The organism is Sphingomonas sp. BE138 (assembly GCF_031456125.1).
Classification (GTDB): Bacteria; Pseudomonadota; Alphaproteobacteria; order Sphingomonadales; family Sphingomonadaceae; genus Sphingomonas.
In genome coordinates this window covers 1-20513 of the sequence record NZ_JAVDUC010000015.1, presented here as the reverse complement: position 1 = coordinate 20513, position 20513 = coordinate 1, and the positions used below count along the sequence as shown (strand labels likewise).

Annotated in this window: 23 protein-coding genes; 18 read left to right on the top strand and 5 right to left on the bottom strand. The window is 66.5% G+C overall.

Translation table 11 applies throughout. The features are described from left to right. The first annotated feature begins 1 nt into the window (after window position 1). A complete protein-coding gene (locus J2Y58_RS15950) occupies window positions 2-1294 on the top strand; it encodes a Fic family protein (RefSeq protein ID WP_041043232.1) in 1293 nt (430 codons plus the stop codon). Between the two features lie 7 nt (window positions 1295-1301). Here the strand turns inward: J2Y58_RS15950 and J2Y58_RS15945 are convergent, their stop codons facing one another. Further along, window positions 1302-1934, bottom strand: a complete 633-nt coding sequence (locus J2Y58_RS15945; protein ID WP_085809871.1) for an SOS response-associated peptidase family protein — start codon at window positions 1932-1934, stop codon at window positions 1302-1304. Window positions 1935-1966: 32 nt separating this feature from the next. After that, window positions 1967-2431, bottom strand: a complete 465-nt coding sequence (locus J2Y58_RS15940; protein ID WP_085809870.1) for a helix-turn-helix domain-containing protein — start codon at window positions 2429-2431, stop codon at window positions 1967-1969. Between the two features lie 35 nt (window positions 2432-2466). Between J2Y58_RS15940 and J2Y58_RS15935 the strand changes: the two genes are divergently transcribed. The 8 genes from J2Y58_RS15935 to J2Y58_RS15900 all read left to right on the top strand — a co-directional run bounded on the left by J2Y58_RS15935 (window position 2467) and on the right by J2Y58_RS15900 (window position 11392). Continuing rightward, a complete protein-coding gene (locus J2Y58_RS15935; protein ID WP_085809869.1) occupies window positions 2467-3129 on the top strand; it encodes a cation transporter in 663 nt (220 codons plus the stop codon). Window positions 3130-3148: 19 nt separating this feature from the next. Next, a complete protein-coding gene (locus tag J2Y58_RS15930) occupies window positions 3149-3484 on the top strand; it encodes a hypothetical protein (protein WP_066779386.1) in 336 nt (111 codons plus the stop codon). A gap of 63 nt (window positions 3485-3547) precedes the next feature. After that, window positions 3548-4813, top strand: a complete 1266-nt coding sequence (locus tag J2Y58_RS15925; protein ID WP_085809868.1) for a TolC family protein — start codon at window positions 3548-3550, stop codon at window positions 4811-4813. Further along, a complete protein-coding gene (locus tag J2Y58_RS15920; protein WP_085809867.1) occupies window positions 4810-5982 on the top strand; it encodes an efflux RND transporter periplasmic adaptor subunit in 1173 nt (390 codons plus the stop codon). The genes J2Y58_RS15925 and J2Y58_RS15920 overlap by 4 nt, the downstream gene beginning before the upstream one ends. Window positions 5983-5985: 3 nt before the next feature. Further along, the gene (locus J2Y58_RS15915) at window positions 5986-9213 is read left to right on the top strand and encodes an efflux RND transporter permease subunit (RefSeq protein ID WP_085809866.1); all 3228 of its coding nucleotides are present in this window, start codon (window positions 5986-5988) and stop codon (window positions 9211-9213) included. Next, window positions 9210-9818 carry a cation diffusion facilitator family transporter gene (locus J2Y58_RS15910; RefSeq protein WP_085809865.1) on the top strand — a complete coding sequence of 203 codons (609 nt, stop codon included), beginning with the start codon at window positions 9210-9212 and terminating at the stop codon, window positions 9816-9818. Before J2Y58_RS15915 ends, J2Y58_RS15910 begins: the two co-directional genes overlap by 4 nt. Continuing rightward, complete coding sequence (locus J2Y58_RS15905) at window positions 9815-10732, top strand: cation diffusion facilitator family transporter (protein ID WP_066779372.1); 918 nt, start codon at window positions 9815-9817, stop codon at window positions 10730-10732. The genes J2Y58_RS15910 and J2Y58_RS15905 overlap by 4 nt, the downstream gene beginning before the upstream one ends. A gap of 324 nt (window positions 10733-11056) precedes the next feature. Beyond that, complete coding sequence (locus tag J2Y58_RS15900; protein ID WP_085809864.1) at window positions 11057-11392, top strand: four-helix bundle copper-binding protein; 336 nt, start codon at window positions 11057-11059, stop codon at window positions 11390-11392. Window positions 11393-11428: 36 nt separating this feature from the next. On the opposite strand, the gene copD is transcribed toward J2Y58_RS15900, so the two are convergent. Together copD and copC are read right to left on the bottom strand one after the other, a co-directional pair. Further along, window positions 11429-12358, bottom strand: coding sequence for a copper homeostasis membrane protein CopD (gene copD / locus J2Y58_RS15895; RefSeq protein WP_066779366.1), 930 nt, complete (start codon window positions 12356-12358; stop codon window positions 11429-11431). A gap of 1 nt (window position 12359) precedes the next feature. After that, window positions 12360-12731, bottom strand: coding sequence for a copper homeostasis periplasmic binding protein CopC (copC, locus tag J2Y58_RS15890; protein WP_041043251.1), 372 nt, complete (start codon window positions 12729-12731; stop codon window positions 12360-12362). A 120-nt stretch (window positions 12732-12851) separates the two neighbouring features. Between copC and J2Y58_RS15885 the strand changes: the two genes are divergently transcribed. The 9 genes from J2Y58_RS15885 to J2Y58_RS15845 all read left to right on the top strand — a co-directional run bounded on the left by J2Y58_RS15885 (window position 12852) and on the right by J2Y58_RS15845 (window position 19691). Next, complete coding sequence (locus tag J2Y58_RS15885) at window positions 12852-13124, top strand: hypothetical protein (RefSeq protein ID WP_041043252.1); 273 nt, start codon at window positions 12852-12854, stop codon at window positions 13122-13124. Beyond that, a complete protein-coding gene (locus J2Y58_RS15880) occupies window positions 13121-13561 on the top strand; it encodes a periplasmic heavy metal sensor (RefSeq protein ID WP_149683493.1) in 441 nt (146 codons plus the stop codon). The genes J2Y58_RS15885 and J2Y58_RS15880 overlap by 4 nt, the downstream gene beginning before the upstream one ends. Next, window positions 13558-14127 carry an RNA polymerase sigma factor gene (locus J2Y58_RS15875; protein ID WP_041043254.1) on the top strand — a complete coding sequence of 190 codons (570 nt, stop codon included), beginning with the start codon at window positions 13558-13560 and terminating at the stop codon, window positions 14125-14127. Before J2Y58_RS15880 ends, J2Y58_RS15875 begins: the two co-directional genes overlap by 4 nt. Before the next feature lie 66 nt (window positions 14128-14193). Further along, window positions 14194-16164 (top strand): copper resistance system multicopper oxidase, encoded by a 1971-nt coding sequence (locus J2Y58_RS15870; RefSeq protein WP_058733720.1) that lies wholly within the window; start codon window positions 14194-14196, stop codon window positions 16162-16164. Between the two features lie 23 nt (window positions 16165-16187). Then, window positions 16188-17366: a copper resistance protein B gene (locus J2Y58_RS15865; protein WP_174236674.1), complete on the top strand. Its 1179-nt coding sequence runs from the start codon at window positions 16188-16190 to the stop codon at window positions 17364-17366. Next, the gene (locus J2Y58_RS15860; RefSeq protein ID WP_052490783.1) at window positions 17357-18094 is read left to right on the top strand and encodes a PepSY domain-containing protein; all 738 of its coding nucleotides are present in this window, start codon (window positions 17357-17359) and stop codon (window positions 18092-18094) included. The genes J2Y58_RS15865 and J2Y58_RS15860 overlap by 10 nt, the downstream gene beginning before the upstream one ends. A 47-nt stretch (window positions 18095-18141) precedes the next feature. After that, window positions 18142-18741, top strand: a complete 600-nt coding sequence (locus J2Y58_RS15855) for a DUF305 domain-containing protein (RefSeq protein ID WP_201279660.1) — start codon at window positions 18142-18144, stop codon at window positions 18739-18741. A 75-nt stretch (window positions 18742-18816) separates the two neighbouring features. Next, window positions 18817-19191, top strand: a complete 375-nt coding sequence (locus J2Y58_RS15850; RefSeq protein ID WP_174236673.1) for a DUF305 domain-containing protein — start codon at window positions 18817-18819, stop codon at window positions 19189-19191. Between the two features lie 59 nt (window positions 19192-19250). After that, entirely contained in the window at window positions 19251-19691 is a 441-nt protein-coding gene (locus J2Y58_RS15845) for a DUF411 domain-containing protein (RefSeq protein WP_058733718.1), read from the top strand. 32 nt (window positions 19692-19723) lie between these two features. Here the strand turns inward: J2Y58_RS15845 and J2Y58_RS15840 are convergent, their stop codons facing one another. After that, entirely contained in the window at window positions 19724-19945 is a 222-nt protein-coding gene (locus J2Y58_RS15840) for a hypothetical protein (protein ID WP_058733717.1), read from the bottom strand. Between the last annotated feature and the right edge of the window lie 568 nt (window positions 19946-20513).

Sequence of the window (20513 nt, the reverse complement as noted above, 5' to 3'; positions counted from 1 at the left end):
CTTGGCAGACGATCCCTACACCTATCCGGGGACCGACACGCTCCGGAACCGGCTTGGGATCACGGACGACAAGACCCTCATGGAGGCCGAGCGGAGGTTGACCTTGGCGCGCGGCGCAGAAGCCGCGCGCCTCACCTTTCCAGCGACGGCGGACGGCTATCGCGCCCTACATCGGCACCTCTTCCAGGACCTTTACGACTGGGCGGGTCAGGATCGCACCGTCAATATCGCCAAGGGCGGCTCCAGTTTCGCGCACGTGCCTTACATCGCGCGCGAGCTCGATAAGCGGTTTGCCGATACGCGGGCGGGCGATGCGCTGAAGGGCCTCGCCCGCGACGAGTTTTTCGACCGGCTCGGCAACCACATCAACGAGATCAATGCCATCCACCCTTTCCGCGAGGGAAACGGGCGGACGATGCGCCACCACGCGGCGCAGCTCGCCCGCGATGCCGGCCATCCCATCAGGATCGCCTCGATCGACAAGACCGCGTGGATGGACGCGTCCCGGCATGGCTTCCTCACCGGCGATCATCGGCCTATGGCCGCGGTGCTCGCCGAGGCGGCGATCCGTCGCGACCTTGCGCCCGAAGCGCGGATCGGTCCCGCCGGGATAGCCTTGCTGCCTCAACGTGCGCCGCCCGAAGGGCAGCGCTACCGGGTGACGCTGACCAAGGCCCGCGAGGAACTGGATCGCTATCTCCCGGCCGCCCGCCAGCAGGCGGCCGACCGGCTACGCAGCCTCATTCGAGAAGGCGCCCCCTCCCCGGTCATCGCCAACGCCCGCACCGAGCTGGCCTATGTCCGCCACGCCAAAGGCCCGATCTACCAGTCACACCTTCTCACCTATCTTGGCGTGCGTCAGGTCGATGCGGTCATCACCCCGCAGCAGACTCCGCTTGAGCGCGTCCGCGAGATCGGCGCGGCTCTCGGCGTCCAGATCAATTCGCAGCAGCCAGCGCAGCTCCAGCGCGCCGTTCGCTCGCTGGAGCGGCCGATCCTGCCGCCTGGGGCTTCGCCAGGCCAGGAGCGGCTCGCCGAGCTGTTCCTGAAGAACACGGCCGAGAAGAACCACGCCGACCCACGTCTCGCGCCCGCCCAGACGATCGTCGACGACGCCATGCAGAAGGCGCGCGAGCGCGGCGAAAGCGCGCGCATGGTCAACACGGTCGGGGAATCCACTCGCCAGCTTGTCGCCGACCGGATCAAGATCGGGGCCGCGCTCGAAGGGGCGTCCGCCCCGCCTTCCTCACCGGGTACACCGCCCCCGGATCGCGGGAAGGATCGGAGCCGCTAGGCTTCGCCTAGCGTTCGGGGCGTCGGGTCGGGAAGACTGGTCCCCTCACCGTCATCTTGGCGGGGTCATAGGGCTTCTGCAGCGCGACGATCTCGTCATAGCTACCGCGCAACCAGGTATCGATGTCCTCAGGTTCGAGGATCGTAATCATCGCCTTCGGGTGGATCGGCGCGACGAGCGTGTTGGGGTCACACGTCACCATCGTAAAGCCGTTCCCGCCCTCGACACGCTGCCAGAAGCCCGCGACGGCGAATACAGGCTGGTCGGTCACGCCGAACCACATCTCCCCTTTCAGCGGCGGTTTGCCGTCGCCCAGATCGTGCTTGTCAGGCGTGAACTCGCAGAACTCGGTCAACGGCACCAGACAGCGGTTCTCCGGCTTCTCTGCCAGCCTGCGCCATTGCGGGAGGCCGAGCTGGCGCACGTTGGTCATCGGCCACGCCGCCTTCCCGCCGAGCACGTCCCAGGTCATCACGTCCCAGGCTCGCTCCCCGCCCTGTTCGCGGATGACATAGTTGCGGCTCTTGGGGCGCAGCTCGCGCGGGTCAAACCGGTTGTCGCGGGGCCGCTCGCTAAACAGCTTCGCGGCCGATCCCCATAGGGTTTCGGGCTCATTCGACATGCGAGCGCGGTTGCACATGACCTCAGATATACCGATCCGATCGACTTCGCCTAGCGAGCCACCGGGAACTCCTCGACCTCCGCGCTGGGACCCAAGGCTTCGATGATCCTGCAGTCGGCCACGGTGTTGCGGCTACAGGAGTCGATCAGCACGTCCAGCTCGCCCGCGAGCGCCGTCAGGTCGGCGATCTTCCGCGTGATCGCATCCCGATGTTGGTTGGCGATCACGTCCACGGCCATGCAGGATTGTTCGCGACGATCGGCGAGCGCCATCAACTCCCGGACCTGGTCGATCGAGAAGCCGAGATCGCGCGCCCGACGGATGAAGGACAGGCGCCGCAGATGCTCGCCCTCGTAGGTCCGGTAATTTCCGGCCGACCGCGCTGGTGCCGGCAGCAAGCCGATCTGCTCGTAATAGCGGATCGTCTCGACCTTTGTGCCCGTCGCCGAGGCCAGCTTCCCGATCGTCAGTTTCTCAGACACAGTGCTTGACCCTCTAGCGACTAGAGGGTGCATATAGGCTGCCAGATCGATTCTATCGAGGTGGCGAAATGGCCTGCACGAGCTGCGCGTCTGATAAGGCGGGCACCCTCAACGACCCGAAGTGGCGGCGCGCGCTGTGGATCGCGCTCGCGATCAATGGCGGTATGTTCGCAATCGAGATCGTCGCAGGGATCACGGGCGGGTCGAAAGCGCTCCAGGCCGACGCGCTCGACTTCTTCGGTGACGCCGCCAATTACGCCATCAGCCTTGGTGTCGCCGGAATGGCGATAGCCTGGCGCGCGCGCGCAGCGATGCTGAAGGGAGCGACGCTTGCCCTGCTCGGGCTCTATGTTCTGCTCGCGGCGGGGTGGGGTGCGCTCCACGGCGCTGTGCCCCATGCCGAGGTCATAGGCGTCGTGGGGATTGCGGCGCTGATCGCGAATGCCGTGGTCGCGGTGATGCTGTATCGCTTCCGCAGCGGGGACGCGAACATGCGTTCGGTGTGGATCTGCTCGCGCAACGATGCGATCGGCAATGTCGCCGTGGTGCTGGCCGCAGGCGGCGTCTTCGGGCTGAACAGCGCGTGGCCCGATCTAGTGGTGGCCGCGTTGATGGCCGTGCTCGGTCTGTCGGGTGGATTCCAGATCATGCGACAGGCGCGGGCCGAACTGCGATACGCTTCCACGCCTGCCCCTTCCACTTACAGGCAGCCGTTACATGGCGTTCGCTAAGCTGCTAAGGCGAAGGCCGATGCATCGGCTTTCCGCCTTGTTCCTCTGTCTCATGCTCGTGCTGTCGCTTGGGCTGGGATCGGTCGCGCATGCGACCGAAGGCGTGAGATGCGTCGATACGGCCGCTGCCAGCTCGCTTGAACATAGCGATGGCGACGGGGACCAGGTGCCGGCCGATGCCGACAAGTCCTACCCGCACCATCATGGCAGCTGCCACGGCCATCATATCGGTGTTCCGTTCGAGGCTGGTCGTGTCGCCTCCGTGAGCGGGCTGCCCATGGCGCCTGCCGCGTGGAGCGACGACCCGATGGCACGGATGTCATCGGACCCAGCTCTGCGACCTCCCCAAGCCTGACAAGCGCCTAATCCGCCGGGAGCTTCCCGCGCGGCAATCCAGGTTCGTCAGGAGTTCGTCACCATGTCCCGTTTCATTGCGGCCTTATTGGCCGTGGCGTCGTGCGCGTCGATCGCGCACGCGCAATCATCTGAGCCGGCATCGACCAGTCCCCCGCTCACGCTGGAGCGGGCGCTGGCGCTCGCCGGCGCAACCGCGCCCAGTCTCGAAGCCGCCACAGCAGGGGTCAGGGCGGCCGAGGCGGGCCGGACCGTCGCCGGCTATCGCCCCAACCCGTCGATCGTTGCCGAAACCGAGAACATCGCCGGCAGCGGCCAATATCGTGGCCTCCGCAGTGCGGAGACGACTGCAGGCTTGGCGCTCCCGATCGAGTTGGGCGGCAAGAGGTCGGCCCGGATCGCGGTCGCAGAGGCGATCGGCAATCGGGCGCGGATCGGAACGGCGCTGGCCGAGGCCGACCTCCGGCTCGCCGTCACCCAGCTCTACATTCAGGCAGCATCGGCCGAACGCCGCCTCGTCACAGCTCGCGAACAGGCCGGTATCGCCCGGGAGGCGCTCCGCGCAGCCGGTGTCCGCGTGCAGGCGGGGCGTGCGTCACCGCTCGAACAGCAGCGTGCCGATGTGCTGCGTATCAACGCAGAGACGGCGGTGGAACGTGCCCAGCGGCTTGCCGAGGTGGCGCGGGACAATCTCGCGCGTCGGATCGGCCAGCCCGTGACCGGGCCGCTCGACCTCGCATGGTATGATCGTGTTGAGGGCTTTGGACCGGCACGGCCGATCGAACCCGGTGGTACGCTGGCACTGGCGGCCGCCCGTGCCGACGCGACGACGGCCGAGGCACAGGTCCGGCTCGCCCGATCGCAGCGCATTCCCGATGTGACGTTGAGCGCCAGCGCACGACGGCTCGAGGCTACCAACGACGTCGCCGCGGTGTTCGGGGTCTCCATCCCATTTCCCGTCTTCAACAACGGCAAAGCCGCCATCGCCCAGGCGCGCGCCCAGAGCGACCAGGCGCAGGCCCTGCGGCGTGCCGCCGAGCTGGACGCGGCGCAGGACATCGCGAACGCCCAGGCGGAGGTGGCGAACGCCGCCACGTCCGCACGCAATGCGAGCGGTCCGGTGCTGGCGTCGGCTGCCGAGGCTGCGCGCATCGCCCGGATCGGCTACCGCGAGGGCAAGTTCGGCCAGCTCGACTTGCTCGATGCCGAGCGGACCCTGTCCGAGACGCGCACCGCCGCGATCGACGCGCTCGCCACCTATCATGACGCAAAGGCACGCCTGGAACGGCTCGTTGCCGCCGCGCCCTCTCCTGAGGAAAACAATCAATGACGAAGAACATCAAGCGGGCGCTGGCGCCCGTGACGCTGGCCCTCATCCTTGCGGGATGCGGCGGGACCGGCAGCGGCGGTGAAGCCGGCGAGAAGGTCGGAGCCGAGAAGGCCGAAGGTGCCGAGGCCAGCGAGGCCAAAGAAGGTCCAAAGGATGCCGTCATCCTCTCCGCGCAGCAGATCGCGGACGCCGGGATCGAGGTCACGCGGCCAACGGTCGGCGGGGAGGCTGGTGCGATCGAGCTTTCGGCAACGATCGAAGGCGATCCGCAAGGCGTGCAGGTGGTATCGGCATCGGTGGGCGGGCGGCTCGTCTCGCTGACCCGCAATCTCGGCCAGCCTGTCGGTCGCGGCGATCCGCTCGCCGTTATCGAGAGCCGCGAAGCAGCCTCCCTCAAGGCAGAGGTGGAGGCCGCTCGCGCGCGTGCCGCCCTCGCGCAAACGAACCTTCGTCGTGAGCAGCGCCTGTTCGCCGAGCGCGTCTCGCCGGAACAGGATCTTGTCGCGGCGCGGACCGCCGCGACCGAAGCCAGCATCGCGCTTCGCCTAGCGCAGCAGCAATTGTCCGCGACCGGCAGCGGGGGCGGTGCGCTCAACCGCATCGCAGTGCGCTCACCAATCGCCGGTCAGGTCATCGCGCGCTCGGCTACGCTCGGGCAGACCGTTGCAGCCGACGCCGAGCTTTTCCGGGTCGCCAACCTTTCCAAGATCACGGTTGCGACCTCGCTGGTGCCCAGCGATGCGGGCCGGGTGAAGCCCGGTGCCCGCGTCGAGGTAACAGCGGCGGGGCGCCGTCAGGAAGGGCGCGTCACGTTCGTCTCGCCCATTCTGGACGAGACGACGCGCTTGGTGCCGGTGATCGTCACCCTCGACAATGGCGGCAGCACTTGGCGCGTTGGCGAGACGGTCAATGTTTCCATCCTGGTTCCGGCAACCGGCGACCGTACCGTCGCCGTGCCGTCGGCTGCGGTCCAGATGATCGAGGACAAGTCGTTCGTCTTCGTGCGGACCCCGACCGGCTTTCGGGCAACGCCGGTGACATTGGGGCGCACCAACGGCGGCCAGGTCGTCGTGACGTCCGGGCTGACCGGTTCGGAGCGGATCGCCTCCACCAACAGCTTCACGCTCAAAGCCGAACTCGGCAAGGGCGAAGGCGGGGACGAGGACTGAACCATGATCGGTCGCATCGTCACCCTCTCCGTCGAGAAGCGTTGGCTAGTCCTGCTTCTCACCGTCGCCGCTGCGCTGCTCGGGATAGGCGCGCTGCGCCAACTCCCGATCGACGCCGTTCCCGACATCACCAATAACCAGGTGCAGATCAACGTCGTCGCCCCTGCCCTTTCCCCCGACCAGATCGAGAAACAGGTCGCGTTCACGGTCGAAACCGCGCTCGCCGGCATCCCTGGCCTCGAATATACCCGTTCACTCAGCCGCAACGGCTTCGCCCAGGTCACGGCCGTCTTCACCGAGAAGACCGATATCTACTTCGCCCGTCAGCAGGTGGCGGAGCGGCTGCGGACTGCGGAGGAAGACCTTCCCGAGGGCGTAAACCCTGAAATGGGGCCGATCGCGACCGGGCTCGGCGACATCTTCATGTGGACGGTCGAGTACCGTGAACTGGATCAGGTCCATCACCGCAACGGTGAGCCCGGTCTGCAACGCGACGGCAGCTACATCACGCCGGAAGGCGATCACCTCGTCAGCGAGGCCGACAAGGCCACCTACCTGCGCACTGTCCAGGACTGGATCGTCACGCCGCAGCTCAAGAGCACGGAGGGACTGGCGGGGGTCGACTCCCTTGGCGGGTACACCAAGGAATATCTCGTCGTCCCCGACGTGCAGCGCATGGCCGCAATGCGGCTGACGCTGCAGGATCTCACCACGGCGCTGGAGCGCAACAACACCAGCGCCGGCGCCGGTGTCGTCAACCGTAACGGCGAAGGGCTCTCTGTCCGCTCCGACGGGCGCGTGCGCAACGCCGACGAGCTTGCCCGAACCGTCGTCGCCACCCGCGAGGGTGTGCCGATCCTGCTCAACCAGATCGCAACAGTTCGGACCGGCCAGGCTCTGCGCATGGGCTCCGCGTCCGAAAACGGCCATGAGGTGGTCGTCGGGACCGCCGTCATGCGGATCGGCGAGAACAGCCGTACCGTCTCGACCGGGGTCGCCGAACGGCTGACCCAGATCGGCCGCTCGCTGCCGGTCGACGTTGTCGTGAAACCGGTGATGAACCGCACCGAGCTGGTGAACTCCACCATATCGACGGTCGCCCGCAATCTCGCCGAAGGCGCGCTGTTGGTCATCGTCGTCCTGTTCGCCTTGCTCGGCAACTTCCGGGCGGCGCTGATCGCGGCTCTCGTCATCCCGATCACGATGCTGCTCACCAGCATCGGCATGTTGGAGGCGGGCGTTTCGGCCAATCTGATGAGCCTCGGCGCGCTCGACTTCGGCCTGATCGTGGACGGTGCCGTCATCATCGTCGAGAACGCATTGCGGCGCCTTGCCGAAGCCCAGCATGGCCGGGACGGCGAACTGACGATGGAACAGCGGCTCGGGCTGGTCGCCGCGTCCGCCCGCGAGATGATCCGTCCGTCCGTTTACGGGCAGGCGATCATCATCCTGGTCTATGCGCCCTTGCTGACCTTCACCGGTGTCGAGGGCAAGATGTTCGAGCCAATGGCGCTCACCGTCATCATCGCACTCGTGTTCGCCTTCATCCTGTCGCTGACCTTTGTGCCCGCGGCGATCGCCATTTGGCTCAGCAAGCGGGTGGAGGAGAAGGAAAGCCGGGCCGTGACGTTCCTTCGACAGCGCTACGAGCCGGGGCTCGATGGGGCGATGCGTCGCCCGACGCTCACCATCGGCATTGCGGTCGGCGCTTTGGCGCTCGCCGGTGTCGCCTTCACCACCTTGGGGCAGGAGTTCCTGCCGCAGCTCGACGAGGGCAATATCCTCGTCCAGGCCGTGCGGATCCCGGGCACGTCGGTCGACCAAAGCCAGGCGATGCAGTTCCAGGTCGAGAAGGCGTTGGCCAAGGTGCCGGAGGTCCGCTTCGCCTTCTCGCGCACGGGCACCTCCGAGATCGCATCGGACCCGATGCCAGCGAACGCCACGGACACCTTCGTTATCCTGAAGCCGAAGGCGCAGTGGCCCGATCCAGGTCTCTCCAAGGAAGAGCTTGTGGAGCGTCTGGAGAAGCGTCTCTCCACCCTCCCCGGCAACGCCTACGAGATCACCCAGCCGATCCAGATGCGGTTCAACGAGCTGATCGCGGGCGTGCGCGGCGACATCGCCATCAAGGTGTTCGGCGACGATTTTGGCGAGATGAATGCGACCGCGGACCGGATCGCCGGTATCCTTCGCCGGACCCGGGGTGCCGCAGACGTGCGGGTCGAACAGACCGAGGGCCTGCCGATGCTCGATATCCGGCCGAACCGCACCGCCATGTCGCGCGTCGGCGTAACCGCCGGCGACGTGCAGGACACGGTTGCCGCAGCGATCGGTGGTCGGCAGGCTGGCATGATCTTTGAGGGGGATCGCCGCTTTCCCGTCATGATCCGAATGGCCGAAAGCTCGCGCTCGGACCTCACGGCGGTCGCTCAGGTGCCGGTACCGACTGCCGGTGGTGGCTTCGTACCGCTGTCGACCGTCGCCGATATCGCTGTCGTCGATGGTCCCAACCAGATCAGCCGGGAGAACGGAAAGCGGCGCGTGGTGGTGCAGGCGAACGTCCGTGACCGCGACGTGGCGGGCGTCGTTGCCGATGCCCGGGCGGCAATCGACGCTCAGGTAAAGCTGCCGGCAGGGACGTACCTCGAATGGGGAGGCCAGTTCGAGAACCTTGCGTCCGCTCGGGACCGGCTCGCTATCGTGGTGCCGATCTGTTTCGTGGTCATCATGCTGCTGCTCTACGGGGCGCTCGGCTCCGTTCGGGATGCGCTGATTGTGTTCACCGGCGTCCCTCTGGCGCTGGTGGGAGGGGTGCTCGCGCTTGTGCTGCGCGGGATGCCCTTCTCCATTTCCGCGGCCGTCGGCTTCATTGCGCTATCCGGCATCGCAGTTCTCAACGGGTTGGTCATGGTGACGTCCATCCATGACCTGATGCGCGATGGCATGGATCGCGCGGCTGCGGCGCATCGAGGCGCGCTGGCCCGGCTCAGGCCTGTCGCGATGACTGCGCTTGTGGCTTCACTCGGTTTCGTACCGATGGCGCTGGGACATGGAGCGGGCGCCGAGGTGCAAAAACCGCTCGCAACCGTGGTTATTGGCGGCCTCATATCCGCGACGCTGCTCACATTGTTCGTGCTGCCGACGCTCTATGCCCGTTTCGGCAGCCGAGAGCTGCCGGTCCCGGAAAGCGATCGGCAAACTGCCGCTCCTGACGAGAAGGTGCCGGCATGAGCGAAGAGAGCTTCGACCTCGACACGGCCGAGAAGCGCCGGACGCTTTGGATAGTCCTGTTGCTCAATCTGGGCCTGGCGGCAGGCTTCGGGGTGTCCGGCGTCATGGCGGATTCCAGCGCCCTGATCGCAAACGGCTTGGACAACGCCTCCGATGGCATCGTCTACATCATCAGCTTGCTTGCCCTCTCGCGCTCACAGGCGTGGAAGCGGGGGGCCGCGGTGACATCGGGCATCCTGCTGCTGCTCTTTGCCGCGGGTGTGCTGCTCGATGCCGGGCGGCGCTATTTCTCGGGAAGCGAGCCGATCGGCCCCACTATGATCGGGATGGCGATCATCGCGGCGGTCGTTAACGGGCTTTGCTTGTGGCTGTTGAAGCGATTGCGCGAGCCCGATGTGAATATGCGCGCTGCGACAACCTTCAGCCTCAACGACTTCGTGTCCAATGGGGGCATCATTCTAGCCGGCGTGATCGTCGTTTGGACGGGCCAGAACTGGCCTGACCTTATCGTCGGCATCGCTGTTGCCGCTATCGCGGTGAAAGGCGGCCTCGAAATCCTGCGAGACGCTCGCTCGGACGCGGGCACGAAAGGAGCCAATCAATGAGCGCAGGCCATGACCATGGGGGGCATGCCCACGACCACACCGCTGGCGCGAATGCCCAGATGCTGAGCTGGGCGCTGGCGCTCACGACCGCCTATCTGGTTGCCGAGGTTGTTGGTGCGTTCGTCTTCAACAGCCTCGCGCTTCTATCTGACGCAGCTCATATGCTGACAGACGTGGCAGCACTGGTGATTGCGCTGCTCGCGATCCGGTTCGGACAGAAGCCGGCCGACGACAAGCGGACGTTCGGCTATAAGCGGTTCGAGATCCTGGCCGCTGCTTTCAACGCCCTGCTGCTCTTCGGTGTGGCGATCTACGTGCTGGTGGAGGCGGTGCAGCGCTTCCGCCAGCCCGAGGCGGTCCAGTCGACCGGGATGATGATCGTCGCCGCGATCGGCCTGGTGGTGAACCTCATATCCATGAAGCTGCTCACGTCGGGCAAGGATGCGAGTATGAACGTCAAGGGCGCCTACCTTGAGGTCTGGGCCGACATGATCGGGTCGGTAGGCGTGATCGCGGGTGCGCTCGCGATCCGGTTCACCGGTTGGACGTGGGTCGATCCGATCGTCGCGGTGGGGATCGGCTTATGGGTGCTGCCCCGAACATGGGTGCTGCTCCGGGACACGACCAACGTGTTGCTCGAGGGCGTTCCTGGAGGGATCAAGCTGCCCGAGTTGCGTGCCGGCATCGCCGGCCTGTCCGGCGTGGCTGGCGTCCACGACCTCCATGTCTGGTCGATGGCCTCGGACGACATCAACTGCACCGCACACGTCACGCTTGCCGAGGGTGCTGACGCCGATGCGATCAGGAAGTCGGTTGCGGACATGCTCCATAGTCGGTTCGGGATCGAGCATTGTACGATCCAGACCGAGGCCGCGGCTGAGCAGTGCGAGGATACCGGGCACCTGCACCCGTGAGCGTGCGGTGACGATAAGGAAGCCGCGGCGCTGGACGGAAGAAGCCGACGCGGAGCTTCGCCAGCGAATTGCCGCGCGGCAGCCCTTGGCGACGATCGCGAGGGAGATGGGTAGAACGATGGATGGCGTTCGAGGGAGGGCGGCTGCGCTGCGGGTCGCCCTTCCGTCTCCTACGCGGCCCTGGCGTGAAACAGTGAAGCGGGGGCCTGCGCCGAAGCCGATGAAGGATCAGGCTAAAGGTGACGAATGAAGGCACCCGGCTGAGGGACGAGCCGGCGCCGTGCGTACTCCTCAGTGGGCGGGGGCTCACGCGGAGAATGACCGATGCACCATCAGATGAGCGCGGAGATGCAGGCTTGCATGGACGCCTGTCACCACTGTCACGTCACCTGCCTTTCGATGACCACGCAGCATTGCCTTCAGGTGGGCGGCGCACATGCCGCGCCCGACCACATCAAGATCATGCTCGACTGCGCGCAGATTTGCGCCACCTCACTCGACTTCATGGCCCGCGGGTCCGACCAGCATAAGGTCGTATGCGGCATCTGCGCTCAGATCTGCCGGGCTTGCGCGGAGAGCTGCCGGGGGCTCGACGGCATGGAAGAGTGCGTCGCCGCGTGCGAGCGTTGTGCCGACGCATGCGAGAAGATGGCCGCCTGATCGGTGACGGGCGGGTGGCGATCTGCCGCCCGCTCCTCACATCGCCGTTGCGGGGGGCTCGAGCATCCCCAGCCAGGCGACCAGCGCCAGGATCGTGACGGCACAGCTCGCCTCGATCGCGAGGCTGCGCCACAGAGCACCAAGCGCGGCCCGATGATCGCCCGCGGCAACCGAGCGCTCGAAAACCGGCGTCAGCCGGAAACGATTGAGGGAGGCCAGCCCCAGCATCGCGCCGAACAGTACCAGCTTGGCGAGGAGGAGCTGGCCGTAAAGGGTGGTCAGAAGTCTCGGTAAATTGCCGGCACCGACCAGCAGCCAGCCATTGACCAGGCCCGTCACAACGATCGTGCCGACCACGAGCGTGCCGACCAGACCGAAGCCGTGCAACGCCCGGTGGGTCAGTCTGAGATGCGCGACGTCGACGCGAACTGCCGGTCGCACCACGAGCAGCGTCAACCCGAGCAGTGCGCCGACCCAGGCTCCGGCCGCCAACAGATGCAGAATATCGGCCAGCAGATGGACCCAGCCCGTCGCGCCCTCATCCATCGCGCCATGGCCTGTCCAGGCGAGCGTCGCGAGCGCAATGCCCGCCGCGAGCGCCACCATGCCGAGCGGCGCGGTACGTCCTGCCGCGATCAGCGCGGCGATCACGGCCACAATCAGCGCGACCATGCGCGCTTCCCACGCCGTGCCCGTCGCGGAGCCGGTGATCAGCATTCCGATCGCTTCCCGATCGATCGGCCACGGCGGCGCTCCAGCCATTGCCGCGGCGAGCAGGACGAGCGCAATGCCTGAAAACAGAAGGCCGAGCAGCCCGGTCCCCACCAGCCAAGGGCGCAAGGCGAGTGCGTCTGCGCGCTCCCCGGCCTTGAGCCCGTAGAGGCTGAACGCCGACAGGCCGAACAGCCCGCTCAACGTCGCATAAAGCGCGAAGCGGACCCCGATCAACGGCCAGTCGGCATCCACCTTACTTCACCGCGAAGGCGAAGTTGCCCGACACCCGATGCGTGTCGGCCGAGACGACGTGCCATGCGACGCTGTAGCGGCCCGCGCCGAGCGGCGACTTGGGCACCACGACCAGCGTTCGGCCATCGGGTGCAACCTGGGTGGTGGTTGCAACCTTCATCGGTGGGTGCGTGGTGCCGCCATGGCCCGTCATCATCAAGTCCGCACCGGAGAATTTCGGCATCAGCCTCTCGCTGAACTGCAAAGCGACACGCGCGGGCTTGGCAACGGTCGCGTTGGGCGCGGGTGAGGCCACAACGAGCTTCGGGTGAGCCTGCGCCGCACTGGCGAGGCTCAGGAGAGTGAGGGCGGCAGGAAGGGCGAGACTACGCATGGGGTACTCCGACGAGGTTCGTGCACCCTTCTACGCGGCGCGCTGCCCGACCCCTCACCGGCGGTTGAGGGATGATGGGCAGCGATGCGTATCCGATGATAGAGGGGTGGAGTGGAAAGCATGGACGATCTAGACAGAGCATTGGCGCGACTAGCGGGCGCACCCGCCCCGGCCGCTTTGGAGGGTATCGAGGACCAAGTCCTCAGACGGATCGGCAGCCGCCCCGCCGTGCGCGGAGCCGGGCTCGGGATCGGTGTGATAACCGCCGCGGCGCTCGGTGTCGGGATCGTCGGTGCCGAGCTGCCCGCGACGGCAAGCCCTGCCGTCTCGCTCGCGCCGCTCGGCGGAGCCTCCCCCCTCGCTCCTTCCGCGTTGCTGATCGGCGAGCCATGACCTCGACCAAGCGGGTTGTCCTGTGCGCCTTGCTCGCCTTCCTGGCAGCGATTGGTGGTGTCTTTATCGGGCGCGCGCTGCTGCCGCAGCCCAAGCAACCCGGTGCGGCGCTCCACGAGGTGCTGCACCACAAGCTCGCGCTCGATGGCGACCAGCAGGTCCGATTGAAGGTGCTCGAAGACCGGTTCGCGGTGCAACGCCGCGCCCTCGAGCTGGAGATGCGTGCCGCCAATGCCCGCCTTGCCGAGGCGATCGAGGCCGAGCACGGCAATGGTCCGCGAGTGGCCGCCGCGGTCGACCAGAGCCATGCCGCGATGGGCGAGCTGCAGAAGGCGACGCTGGCGCACATCTTCGCCATGCGTCAGCTTCTCCGGCCCGATCAGACCTCTCAATTCGATGACGCGGTGGTGAAGGCGCTCACCGACGGCCAGGGGTGAGCCTCGATTGGACCGCGCTGTCGGATGGCGAACTGGCGACGCTCAGCATCGCCGGCCGACAAGCCGCTTTCGCCGAGATCGTGCGACGCTATCGGCAGCCGATGTTCCGGCTTTCGCGCGCCTTCCTCGGCGATGCCGACGAAGCGCTGGACGTGACGCAGGAAGCGTTTGTGGCCGCGCATCAGGCCTTGTCGCGCTACGACCCCAACCGATCGATGCAGGCGTGGCTAACGACCATCGCCGTCAACAAATGCCGCGATTGGGCGCGTAAGCGTGCCGTGCGCCGGTTTCTGTCGTTCGCGCTGCCGAACGACGAACAGGTCCAGAGCATCGTCGACGAACAGGTGCCGATCGACGACGCAGCCGGCGATCGGCAGGAACTCGACCGCGTGACGCGCGCCATCTCGACCCTGCCGGCTAACCTGAAGGAGCCTCTGGTACTTCGGACGATCGAAGGGCTGAGCCAGGCCGAAACGGCCGAGGTGCTGGGGATCAGCCAGAAGGCGGTGGAAACTCGCCTTTATCGCGCGCGGGCGCGGCTGCTCGAAAAACTAGGGAACCGCTGAGGGTTGGACAGATCGGCCGCGTAGAAGGGTCGACGGCCCTTCACGGCCCCATTCTTAGGAGCTTGCATGTCGCGCGTTCTCGACCGCCGCCAGGTGCTGCGCGGTGCCAGTCTGGCAGGCGGCGGCCTCGCCTTGTCGGCCTATATGCCGGCATGGGCACAGCCCGTCTCGGCCGGCATCGCCAAGCCGTTGCCCACGGTGTCGGGCGAGGACATCACGCTCAAGGTCGCGCATCAGATGATGATGATCGACGGGCGGCAGAGCCACGCCATCGGCATCAACGGCACCGTGCCCGCTCCGCTCATCCGCTTGCGCGAGGGGCAGAACGTCCGCCTCCACGTCGTCAATGAGCTCGACGAGGAAACCTCGATCCACTGGCACGGGCTGCTTCTCCCCTTCCAGATGGACGGGGTTCCCGGGATCGCCTTCCCCGGCATTCCGGCGCGATCGACGTTCACCTACGAGTTCCCGATCATCCAGAGCGGCACCTACTGGTACCATAGCCATTCGGGGCTTCAGGAGCAGGAGGGGCATTACGGCCCGATCCTGATCGACCCGAAGAACCCCGATCCGGTGAAGTTCGACCGGGAGCACGTGATCGTGCTGTCCGACCACAGCTTCCACCACCCGCACTACCTCTTCGATCGGTTGAAGAAGGAGTCGGGCTACTTCAACCGCCAGCGCCAGACCCTGGCCGGGCTTCTCGCCGGCAAGGATCAGTCGCTGAAAGAGCGGTTGGAGTGGGGCAAGATGCGGATGGACCCCGCCGACGTCGCCGACGTCACGGGCTCGGTCTACACCTACCTGGTCAACGGCTACGGCCCCAAGGACAATTGGACCGCGCTATTCCGCCCCGGCGAGCGGGTGCGGCTGCGCTTCATCAACGCCTCGTCGATGACCACCTTCAACGTCCGCATTCCGGGCCTGCCGATGACGATCGTCGCGGCCGACGGCTTGAACGTGCGCCCGGTCGAGATCGACGAGTTCCAGTTCGGCCCGGCCGAGACCTATGACGCGATCGTCACCCCGCCCGACCTGCGCGCCTATACGCTGGTCGGTGAGAGCATCGATCGCTCCGGCATGGCCCGCGCGACGCTCGCTCCGCGCGAGGGCATGGCGGCCGAGGTGCCCCCGCTCCGCAAGCGCCCGCTCGCGACCATGAAGGACATGGGCATGGGCGGCATGGATCATGGCACGATGGACCACGGCGGCATGAATCATGGCGCCATGGGCGGCGCTGCGGGTTCGATGTCCGGCATGGACCATGCTGCGATGGGGCATGGCGCGGGCACCGGCGCGATGGCGGGTATGGATCATTCCCAAATGAACCACGGCGCGGCCGGCACCGCGGCAGGCGGCATGGCAGGCATGGACCACGGCCAGGCTCAGGGCGGCGCCATGGCCGGTATGGACCATGGCTCCGGCACGATGCCGGCGATGAACGGCGATCAGATGGGCGGGATGGACATGGGCGGCATGAGCCATTCCATGCGCGATTTCAGCAATGCCCCCGAGGTTAAAAAGGGACCGGGCGTGCAGACCATCTCGCCGATGCCGGTCGATCGGACCGGCGATCCCGGGCAGGGGCTGGAGAATGTCGGGCATCGCGTTCTCACCTATCGCGACCTGATGGCGCTCGACCGCAACCCGGACACACGCGCACCGGAGCGGGAGATCAAGCTCCACCTCACCGGCAACATGGAGCGCTATATGTGGGGCTTCGACGGCGAGAAGCTGTCGGAGAACCCCGACCCGATCACGCTGCTTCACGGCGAGCGGGTACGGGTGACGCTCATCAACGACACGATGATGGGACATCCGATCCACATCCACGGCCACTTCTTCGACCTGGTGACCGGCAAGGGCGCCTATGCCCCCCGAAAGCATACGGTGCTGGTGCAGCCGGGAGGCACGGTGAGCTGGGACGTGACCGGCGAGGAAGGCGACTGGGCCTTCCACTGCCACATGCTCTACCACATGCACGCGGGCATGATGCGCGTTGTCCAGGTCCGCAAGGCCGGGGAGGCCGCGGCGTGATCCGGTCGCTCCTCCTCGCCGGTATGGCGCCGCTCGGCCTTGCGACACCCGCATTCGGGCAGACCATGGACCATTCCATGCACAACATGCCGGGCATGACGATGCCGGCAAAGCCGGCCGCCAAGCCGAAGGCGAAAGCCGCGGCCAAGTCCGCGACTAAGCGTAAGGCTCCCGTCCGACGCACCGCGCCGCGGCGCGCGCAACCGGCGAAGACGCAGGCTGCCGACCCTCATGCCGGGCATGACATGAGCGGGATGCAGGGAATGGATATGAGCGGTCAGCAGCAGGCTGCGCCCACCCAGAACCCGCACGCCGGGCACGATATGTCTGCTATGCCGGGCATGGCAGCATCGACAGGTGCGGGGCAGGACCCGCATGCCGGCCACGACATGAGCACGATGCCGGGCATGGCGATGCCCGGCGATCAGCCCGCTGCCAAGGTCGGAACCGACCTTCCCCCCGGCAACAAGCCCGCTCCCGCTCCAGCCGGGGACCACCTCGCCGATCGTTTCTGGGGCGCGGACGCCATGGCCAGCTCGCGCGAGAACGATCTACGCCGCGAGCATGGCGGAATGACCGTCTATCAGATCCTCTTCAATCTCGCCGAATATCAGGCTCGCAAGGGTGGCGACGGCTATCGCTGGGATGGCGAGGCCTGGATCGGGGGCGACATCAATCGCTTTACGCTAAAGAGCGAGGGCGAAGGCACGTTCGGCAAGCCGCTCGAACAGGCCGAGGTGCAGGCGCTCTACAGCCGCGCGCTCGATCCATACTGGAACCTTCAGGCGGGCGTTCGCTACGACTTCAAGCCCAACCCCTCGCGCACCTACGCGACGGTAGGGATCGAGGGGCTGGCCCCCGGTTGGTTCGAGGTGGAGGGCGCATTGTTCCTCTCCGACAAGGGCGACGTGCTTGGCCGTGCGGAGGGCTATTACGACCAGCGCATCACCAACTGGTTCGTGCTCCAGCCTAGGGTGGAGGCCAATTTCTCCGCGCAGGACGTGCCCGAAACCGGCACCGGCTCCGGGCTCACGGACCTCGAGGCCGGGCTTCGGCTTCGCTACGAGGGCCGGCGCGAGTTCGCGCCCTACATCGGCGTGTCGTGGGAGCGGCAGTTCGGCGACACCGCGCGCTTCACCCGCGCACGCGGTGACAATACGGGCGGCTTCAGCTTCGTCGCGGGCGTGAGGACCTGGTTCTGAGCCCGCGGCTCCGCCTCCATGTCGGGGCAAGCAAGGTTCACCGCTGGCTTGCGCTCCTGATCGGGGCGCAGGCGATCGTCTGGTTCACCAGCGGGCTCGTCATGAGCCTGCTGCCGATCGACACCGTGCATGGCGATCACCGGATCGACCGGAACGTCGAACCGGCCCTGATCGCCACTCAGGATTTCGCGCCCGTCCCTGCCCTTCTCGCATCGGCCGGAGCGCCGGTGCGTCAGCTCCAGCACCGGATGCTGCTGGGGCGGCCGATCGTCGAAGCCCAGCTCGGCGACGGCAAGGTGCGTTTGCTGGACGCCCGCACCGCAAAGCCGCTGCCCCCGGTCGACGGCCCGGCCGCAGCGCTGATCGCAAGGCAGGCGTATCGCGGCGAAACTGGTTCGGCGCCCGTCGTCGAGCGGATCGAGCGCCTCAGCACCGAGTACCGCGGTGCCCTCCCCGCCTGGCGTGCTTCCTTCGCCGATGACGACGGGACCCGCATCTACGTGGGCGCCGAGACGGGGCGGCTGACATCGGTCCGGACCGGCACGTGGCGGCTCTACGACTTCTTCTGGGGGCTTCACATCATGGATTGGACCGAGCACGAGCGGTTCAACACGCCGTGGCTCAACGCTTTCGCAGCGGGCGGACTCGTGTTCGCTGTCGCCGGGGCGATCCTGCTCTTCATGCGCTGGCCCCGTCGACGTCGCAGAAAAGCTCAAGGGGTCCGCTAGAGAGCTGCGTATCCTTCAGTGGGTGGGGCCGCACAGGAGAGCGCATCATGAACCACGACGACCCCGGCTCCAAACAGGGCGGTATGGGGATGAGCTACGGGCGCTTCGCCGCGATGATCGCGACGTCGACGGTCGTGATGTTCGGGCTCATGTACCTCAACACTTACGCGCTCGCCCATGTCGAATACAGTCAGACCCGGACGTGGATGGCGATCGTCATGGGCGCCGTGATGGCGCTCATCATGATCGGCTTCATGTGGGGCATGTATCCCGACCGACGGGCCAATCTCGGCATCGTGGCGGCCTCGATCGCGGTGTTCGCCGGTGCCTTGTGGCTTGTCCGCAGCCAGGAGACGGTCGGAGACGTTGCTTATATGAAGGCGATGATCCCGCATCACTCGATCGCGATCATGACCAGCGAGCGCGCTCACATCAAAGACCCCGAGGTGCGGAAACTCGCGGACGGGATCATCGACGCTCAGGTCCGCGAGATCGCGCAGATGAAGCGCTACATCGCCCGGCTTGAGGCGCACCCCACGCCCGACAATGCGCCCGACCTCCCCTCCTATCGCGACAAGCAGGTGCCTCCTCCGCCCCCCGAAACCGACGAGAGCGTCGGCGTCAACACGCTTCAGCCGATCCGCTGAGCAACATCGCTTGAGGGCTAATCGGTTTGAGCCCGTATCCCTGTTGAGCGGGAGTTTTGACGCAGGAGCGACACGATGAAGAAGATGATGATTATGGCCGTCGCGACCGCCCTCGGCGCGGCTCCCGCGGTCGCCCAGATGCAGGGCATGGACCATTCCGGCATGAACCACGGGCAGATGATGCGGCCGACGCCGGCGAACCCGTACCCGCAGGCCGAGATGGACATGCATCAGAAGATGATGTCGGCGATGGGTGCCGATGCCACCGAGACGTGGGTCCGCAAGATGGTCGAGCACCACCGTGGCGGCATCGCCATGTCGCGTATCGTGCTTCGCGAGACCAAGGACCCCAAGGTTCGCCAGATGGCCACCAAGACGATCGCAGAGCAGACCCGCGAGATCGGCGAGTTGAACGCCTGGCTGCGGGCGCATGGCAAGAGCGCCCAGTAATCGACTACCGTCCCTCCCCCCGTCACCGTGCGGGGGGATGGCCACCCGGGAACTCAGATATGGATCGCTTTCGCCTTCTCGCCGCCGCGCTGGCGTGCGCTACCCCTGCGGGGGCTCTCGCCGCGGGTCCCGTCCTGATGCATCGCGACCCGGGTTGCCCCTGTTGCGAGAAATGGGCGCAGCAGGTGAAGGAGCAGTTCGGCCGCGCCGTCCGCGTCGTCGACGATGCGAACCGGCCGGCGTTCATGAAGGCACGCGGCGTGCCTCAAGACCTCGCCTCCTGTCACACTGCCATTATCGACGGCATGACCTTCGAAGGGCACGTTCCGATTGCCGACATGAAGCGCGCCTTGGCCACGCATCCGAAGGGCGTCACCGGCCTCGCGGTCGCCGGGATGCCGATGGGCTCACCGGGCATGGAAATGCCGGGCATGAAGGCCCAGGCCTATGACGTGATCGCGTTCGGGCCGAGCGGCCGCAGGGTGTTCGCCCGCCATTGAAAAGGGGAGGCGCGAACGCCTCCCCTCCCAGCTTACTTCTTCTGCATGCCCGACATGTCGTGACCGGCGTGCTCGCCGTGCTTCATGTCCTTCATGTCGGCGCAGCAATCCTTCTTCGCGCCGTCCTTGTCCTTGCAGCAGTCGGCGCCATCCTTGCAGCACTCCTTCCCCGCGCAGCAGTCAGCGGCGGCAAAGGCCGTGGCGGGAACGAGCGCGAGCGCGATAGCCGCGCCGATGAACTTGATGGTCTTCATGTGTAATTTTCCTCAAACGCACTGATTGATCGGAATCCACGTCGATCAGGCGGTTCGAGGAGGTGGCGGTGCAGGACCGCCCGAGCGACCAACAAGGGCATGAGGCTCGGGTGCGGGCGGATCCGTCCGCACGGCGAGCTGCGGCGCGGGAGACGTGTGAACGTCGAGGGCCGTTGCGATGCAGGCTCCTACGCAGTCCACCGAAGGGGCCTTTTTCACGGGCGTGGGCGGCGCTCGATCGCAATCGGCCATTCCGGCATGCGCCTCCGCAGGCGGAGCAGCCTGCGCGATGGCCTCGCACATTGGGCCCATCCGCACGAACAGCATCGCGCCCAGCAGGAGCAGAGCGAGTGTGCGGGCGAGGCGGCCGAAGCTCATGCGGCCCTTCTAGGGGGCGGTACATAGAACGGACCCAGATATACGCTAACGGACCCCAATCCGTTGGCACGCCGTCGAGCGTCCCAATTGGGATGGAGACCGTCCGAAAACTCGCTGGTGGTGGGAGCTGTAGGGGTTCTTCGTGGCGAACTGGCGCAAGATGCGACATCCTGGCCTCCATGTGTACGGT

Coding starts and splice junctions, on each gene's coding strand:
- J2Y58_RS15945 (WP_085809871.1), bottom strand. CDS start 1,934: ATGTGCAACCGCGCTCGCATGTCGAATGAGCCCGAAACCCTATGGGGA.
- J2Y58_RS15940 (WP_085809870.1), bottom strand. CDS start 2,431: ATGCACCCTCTAGTCGCTAGAGGGTCAAGCACTGTGTCTGAGAAACTG.
- J2Y58_RS15935 (WP_085809869.1), top strand. CDS start 2,467: ATGGCCTGCACGAGCTGCGCGTCTGATAAGGCGGGCACCCTCAACGAC.
- J2Y58_RS15930 (WP_066779386.1), top strand. CDS start 3,149: ATGCATCGGCTTTCCGCCTTGTTCCTCTGTCTCATGCTCGTGCTGTCG.
- J2Y58_RS15925 (WP_085809868.1), top strand. CDS start 3,548: ATGTCCCGTTTCATTGCGGCCTTATTGGCCGTGGCGTCGTGCGCGTCG.
- J2Y58_RS15920 (WP_085809867.1), top strand. CDS start 4,810: ATGACGAAGAACATCAAGCGGGCGCTGGCGCCCGTGACGCTGGCCCTC.
- J2Y58_RS15915 (WP_085809866.1), top strand. CDS start 5,986: ATGATCGGTCGCATCGTCACCCTCTCCGTCGAGAAGCGTTGGCTAGTC.
- J2Y58_RS15910 (WP_085809865.1), top strand. CDS start 9,210: ATGAGCGAAGAGAGCTTCGACCTCGACACGGCCGAGAAGCGCCGGACG.
- J2Y58_RS15905 (WP_066779372.1), top strand. CDS start 9,815: ATGAGCGCAGGCCATGACCATGGGGGGCATGCCCACGACCACACCGCT.
- J2Y58_RS15900 (WP_085809864.1), top strand. CDS start 11,057: ATGCACCATCAGATGAGCGCGGAGATGCAGGCTTGCATGGACGCCTGT.
- copC (WP_041043251.1), bottom strand. CDS start 12,731: ATGCGTAGTCTCGCCCTTCCTGCCGCCCTCACTCTCCTGAGCCTCGCC.
- J2Y58_RS15885 (WP_041043252.1), top strand. CDS start 12,852: ATGGACGATCTAGACAGAGCATTGGCGCGACTAGCGGGCGCACCCGCC.
- J2Y58_RS15880 (WP_149683493.1), top strand. CDS start 13,121: ATGACCTCGACCAAGCGGGTTGTCCTGTGCGCCTTGCTCGCCTTCCTG.
- J2Y58_RS15870 (WP_058733720.1), top strand. CDS start 14,194: ATGTCGCGCGTTCTCGACCGCCGCCAGGTGCTGCGCGGTGCCAGTCTG.
- J2Y58_RS15865 (WP_174236674.1), top strand. CDS start 16,188: ATGGCGCCGCTCGGCCTTGCGACACCCGCATTCGGGCAGACCATGGAC.
- J2Y58_RS15855 (WP_201279660.1), top strand. CDS start 18,142: ATGAACCACGACGACCCCGGCTCCAAACAGGGCGGTATGGGGATGAGC.
- J2Y58_RS15850 (WP_174236673.1), top strand. CDS start 18,817: ATGAAGAAGATGATGATTATGGCCGTCGCGACCGCCCTCGGCGCGGCT.
- J2Y58_RS15845 (WP_058733718.1), top strand. CDS start 19,251: ATGGATCGCTTTCGCCTTCTCGCCGCCGCGCTGGCGTGCGCTACCCCT.
- J2Y58_RS15840 (WP_058733717.1), bottom strand. CDS start 19,945: ATGAAGACCATCAAGTTCATCGGCGCGGCTATCGCGCTCGCGCTCGTT.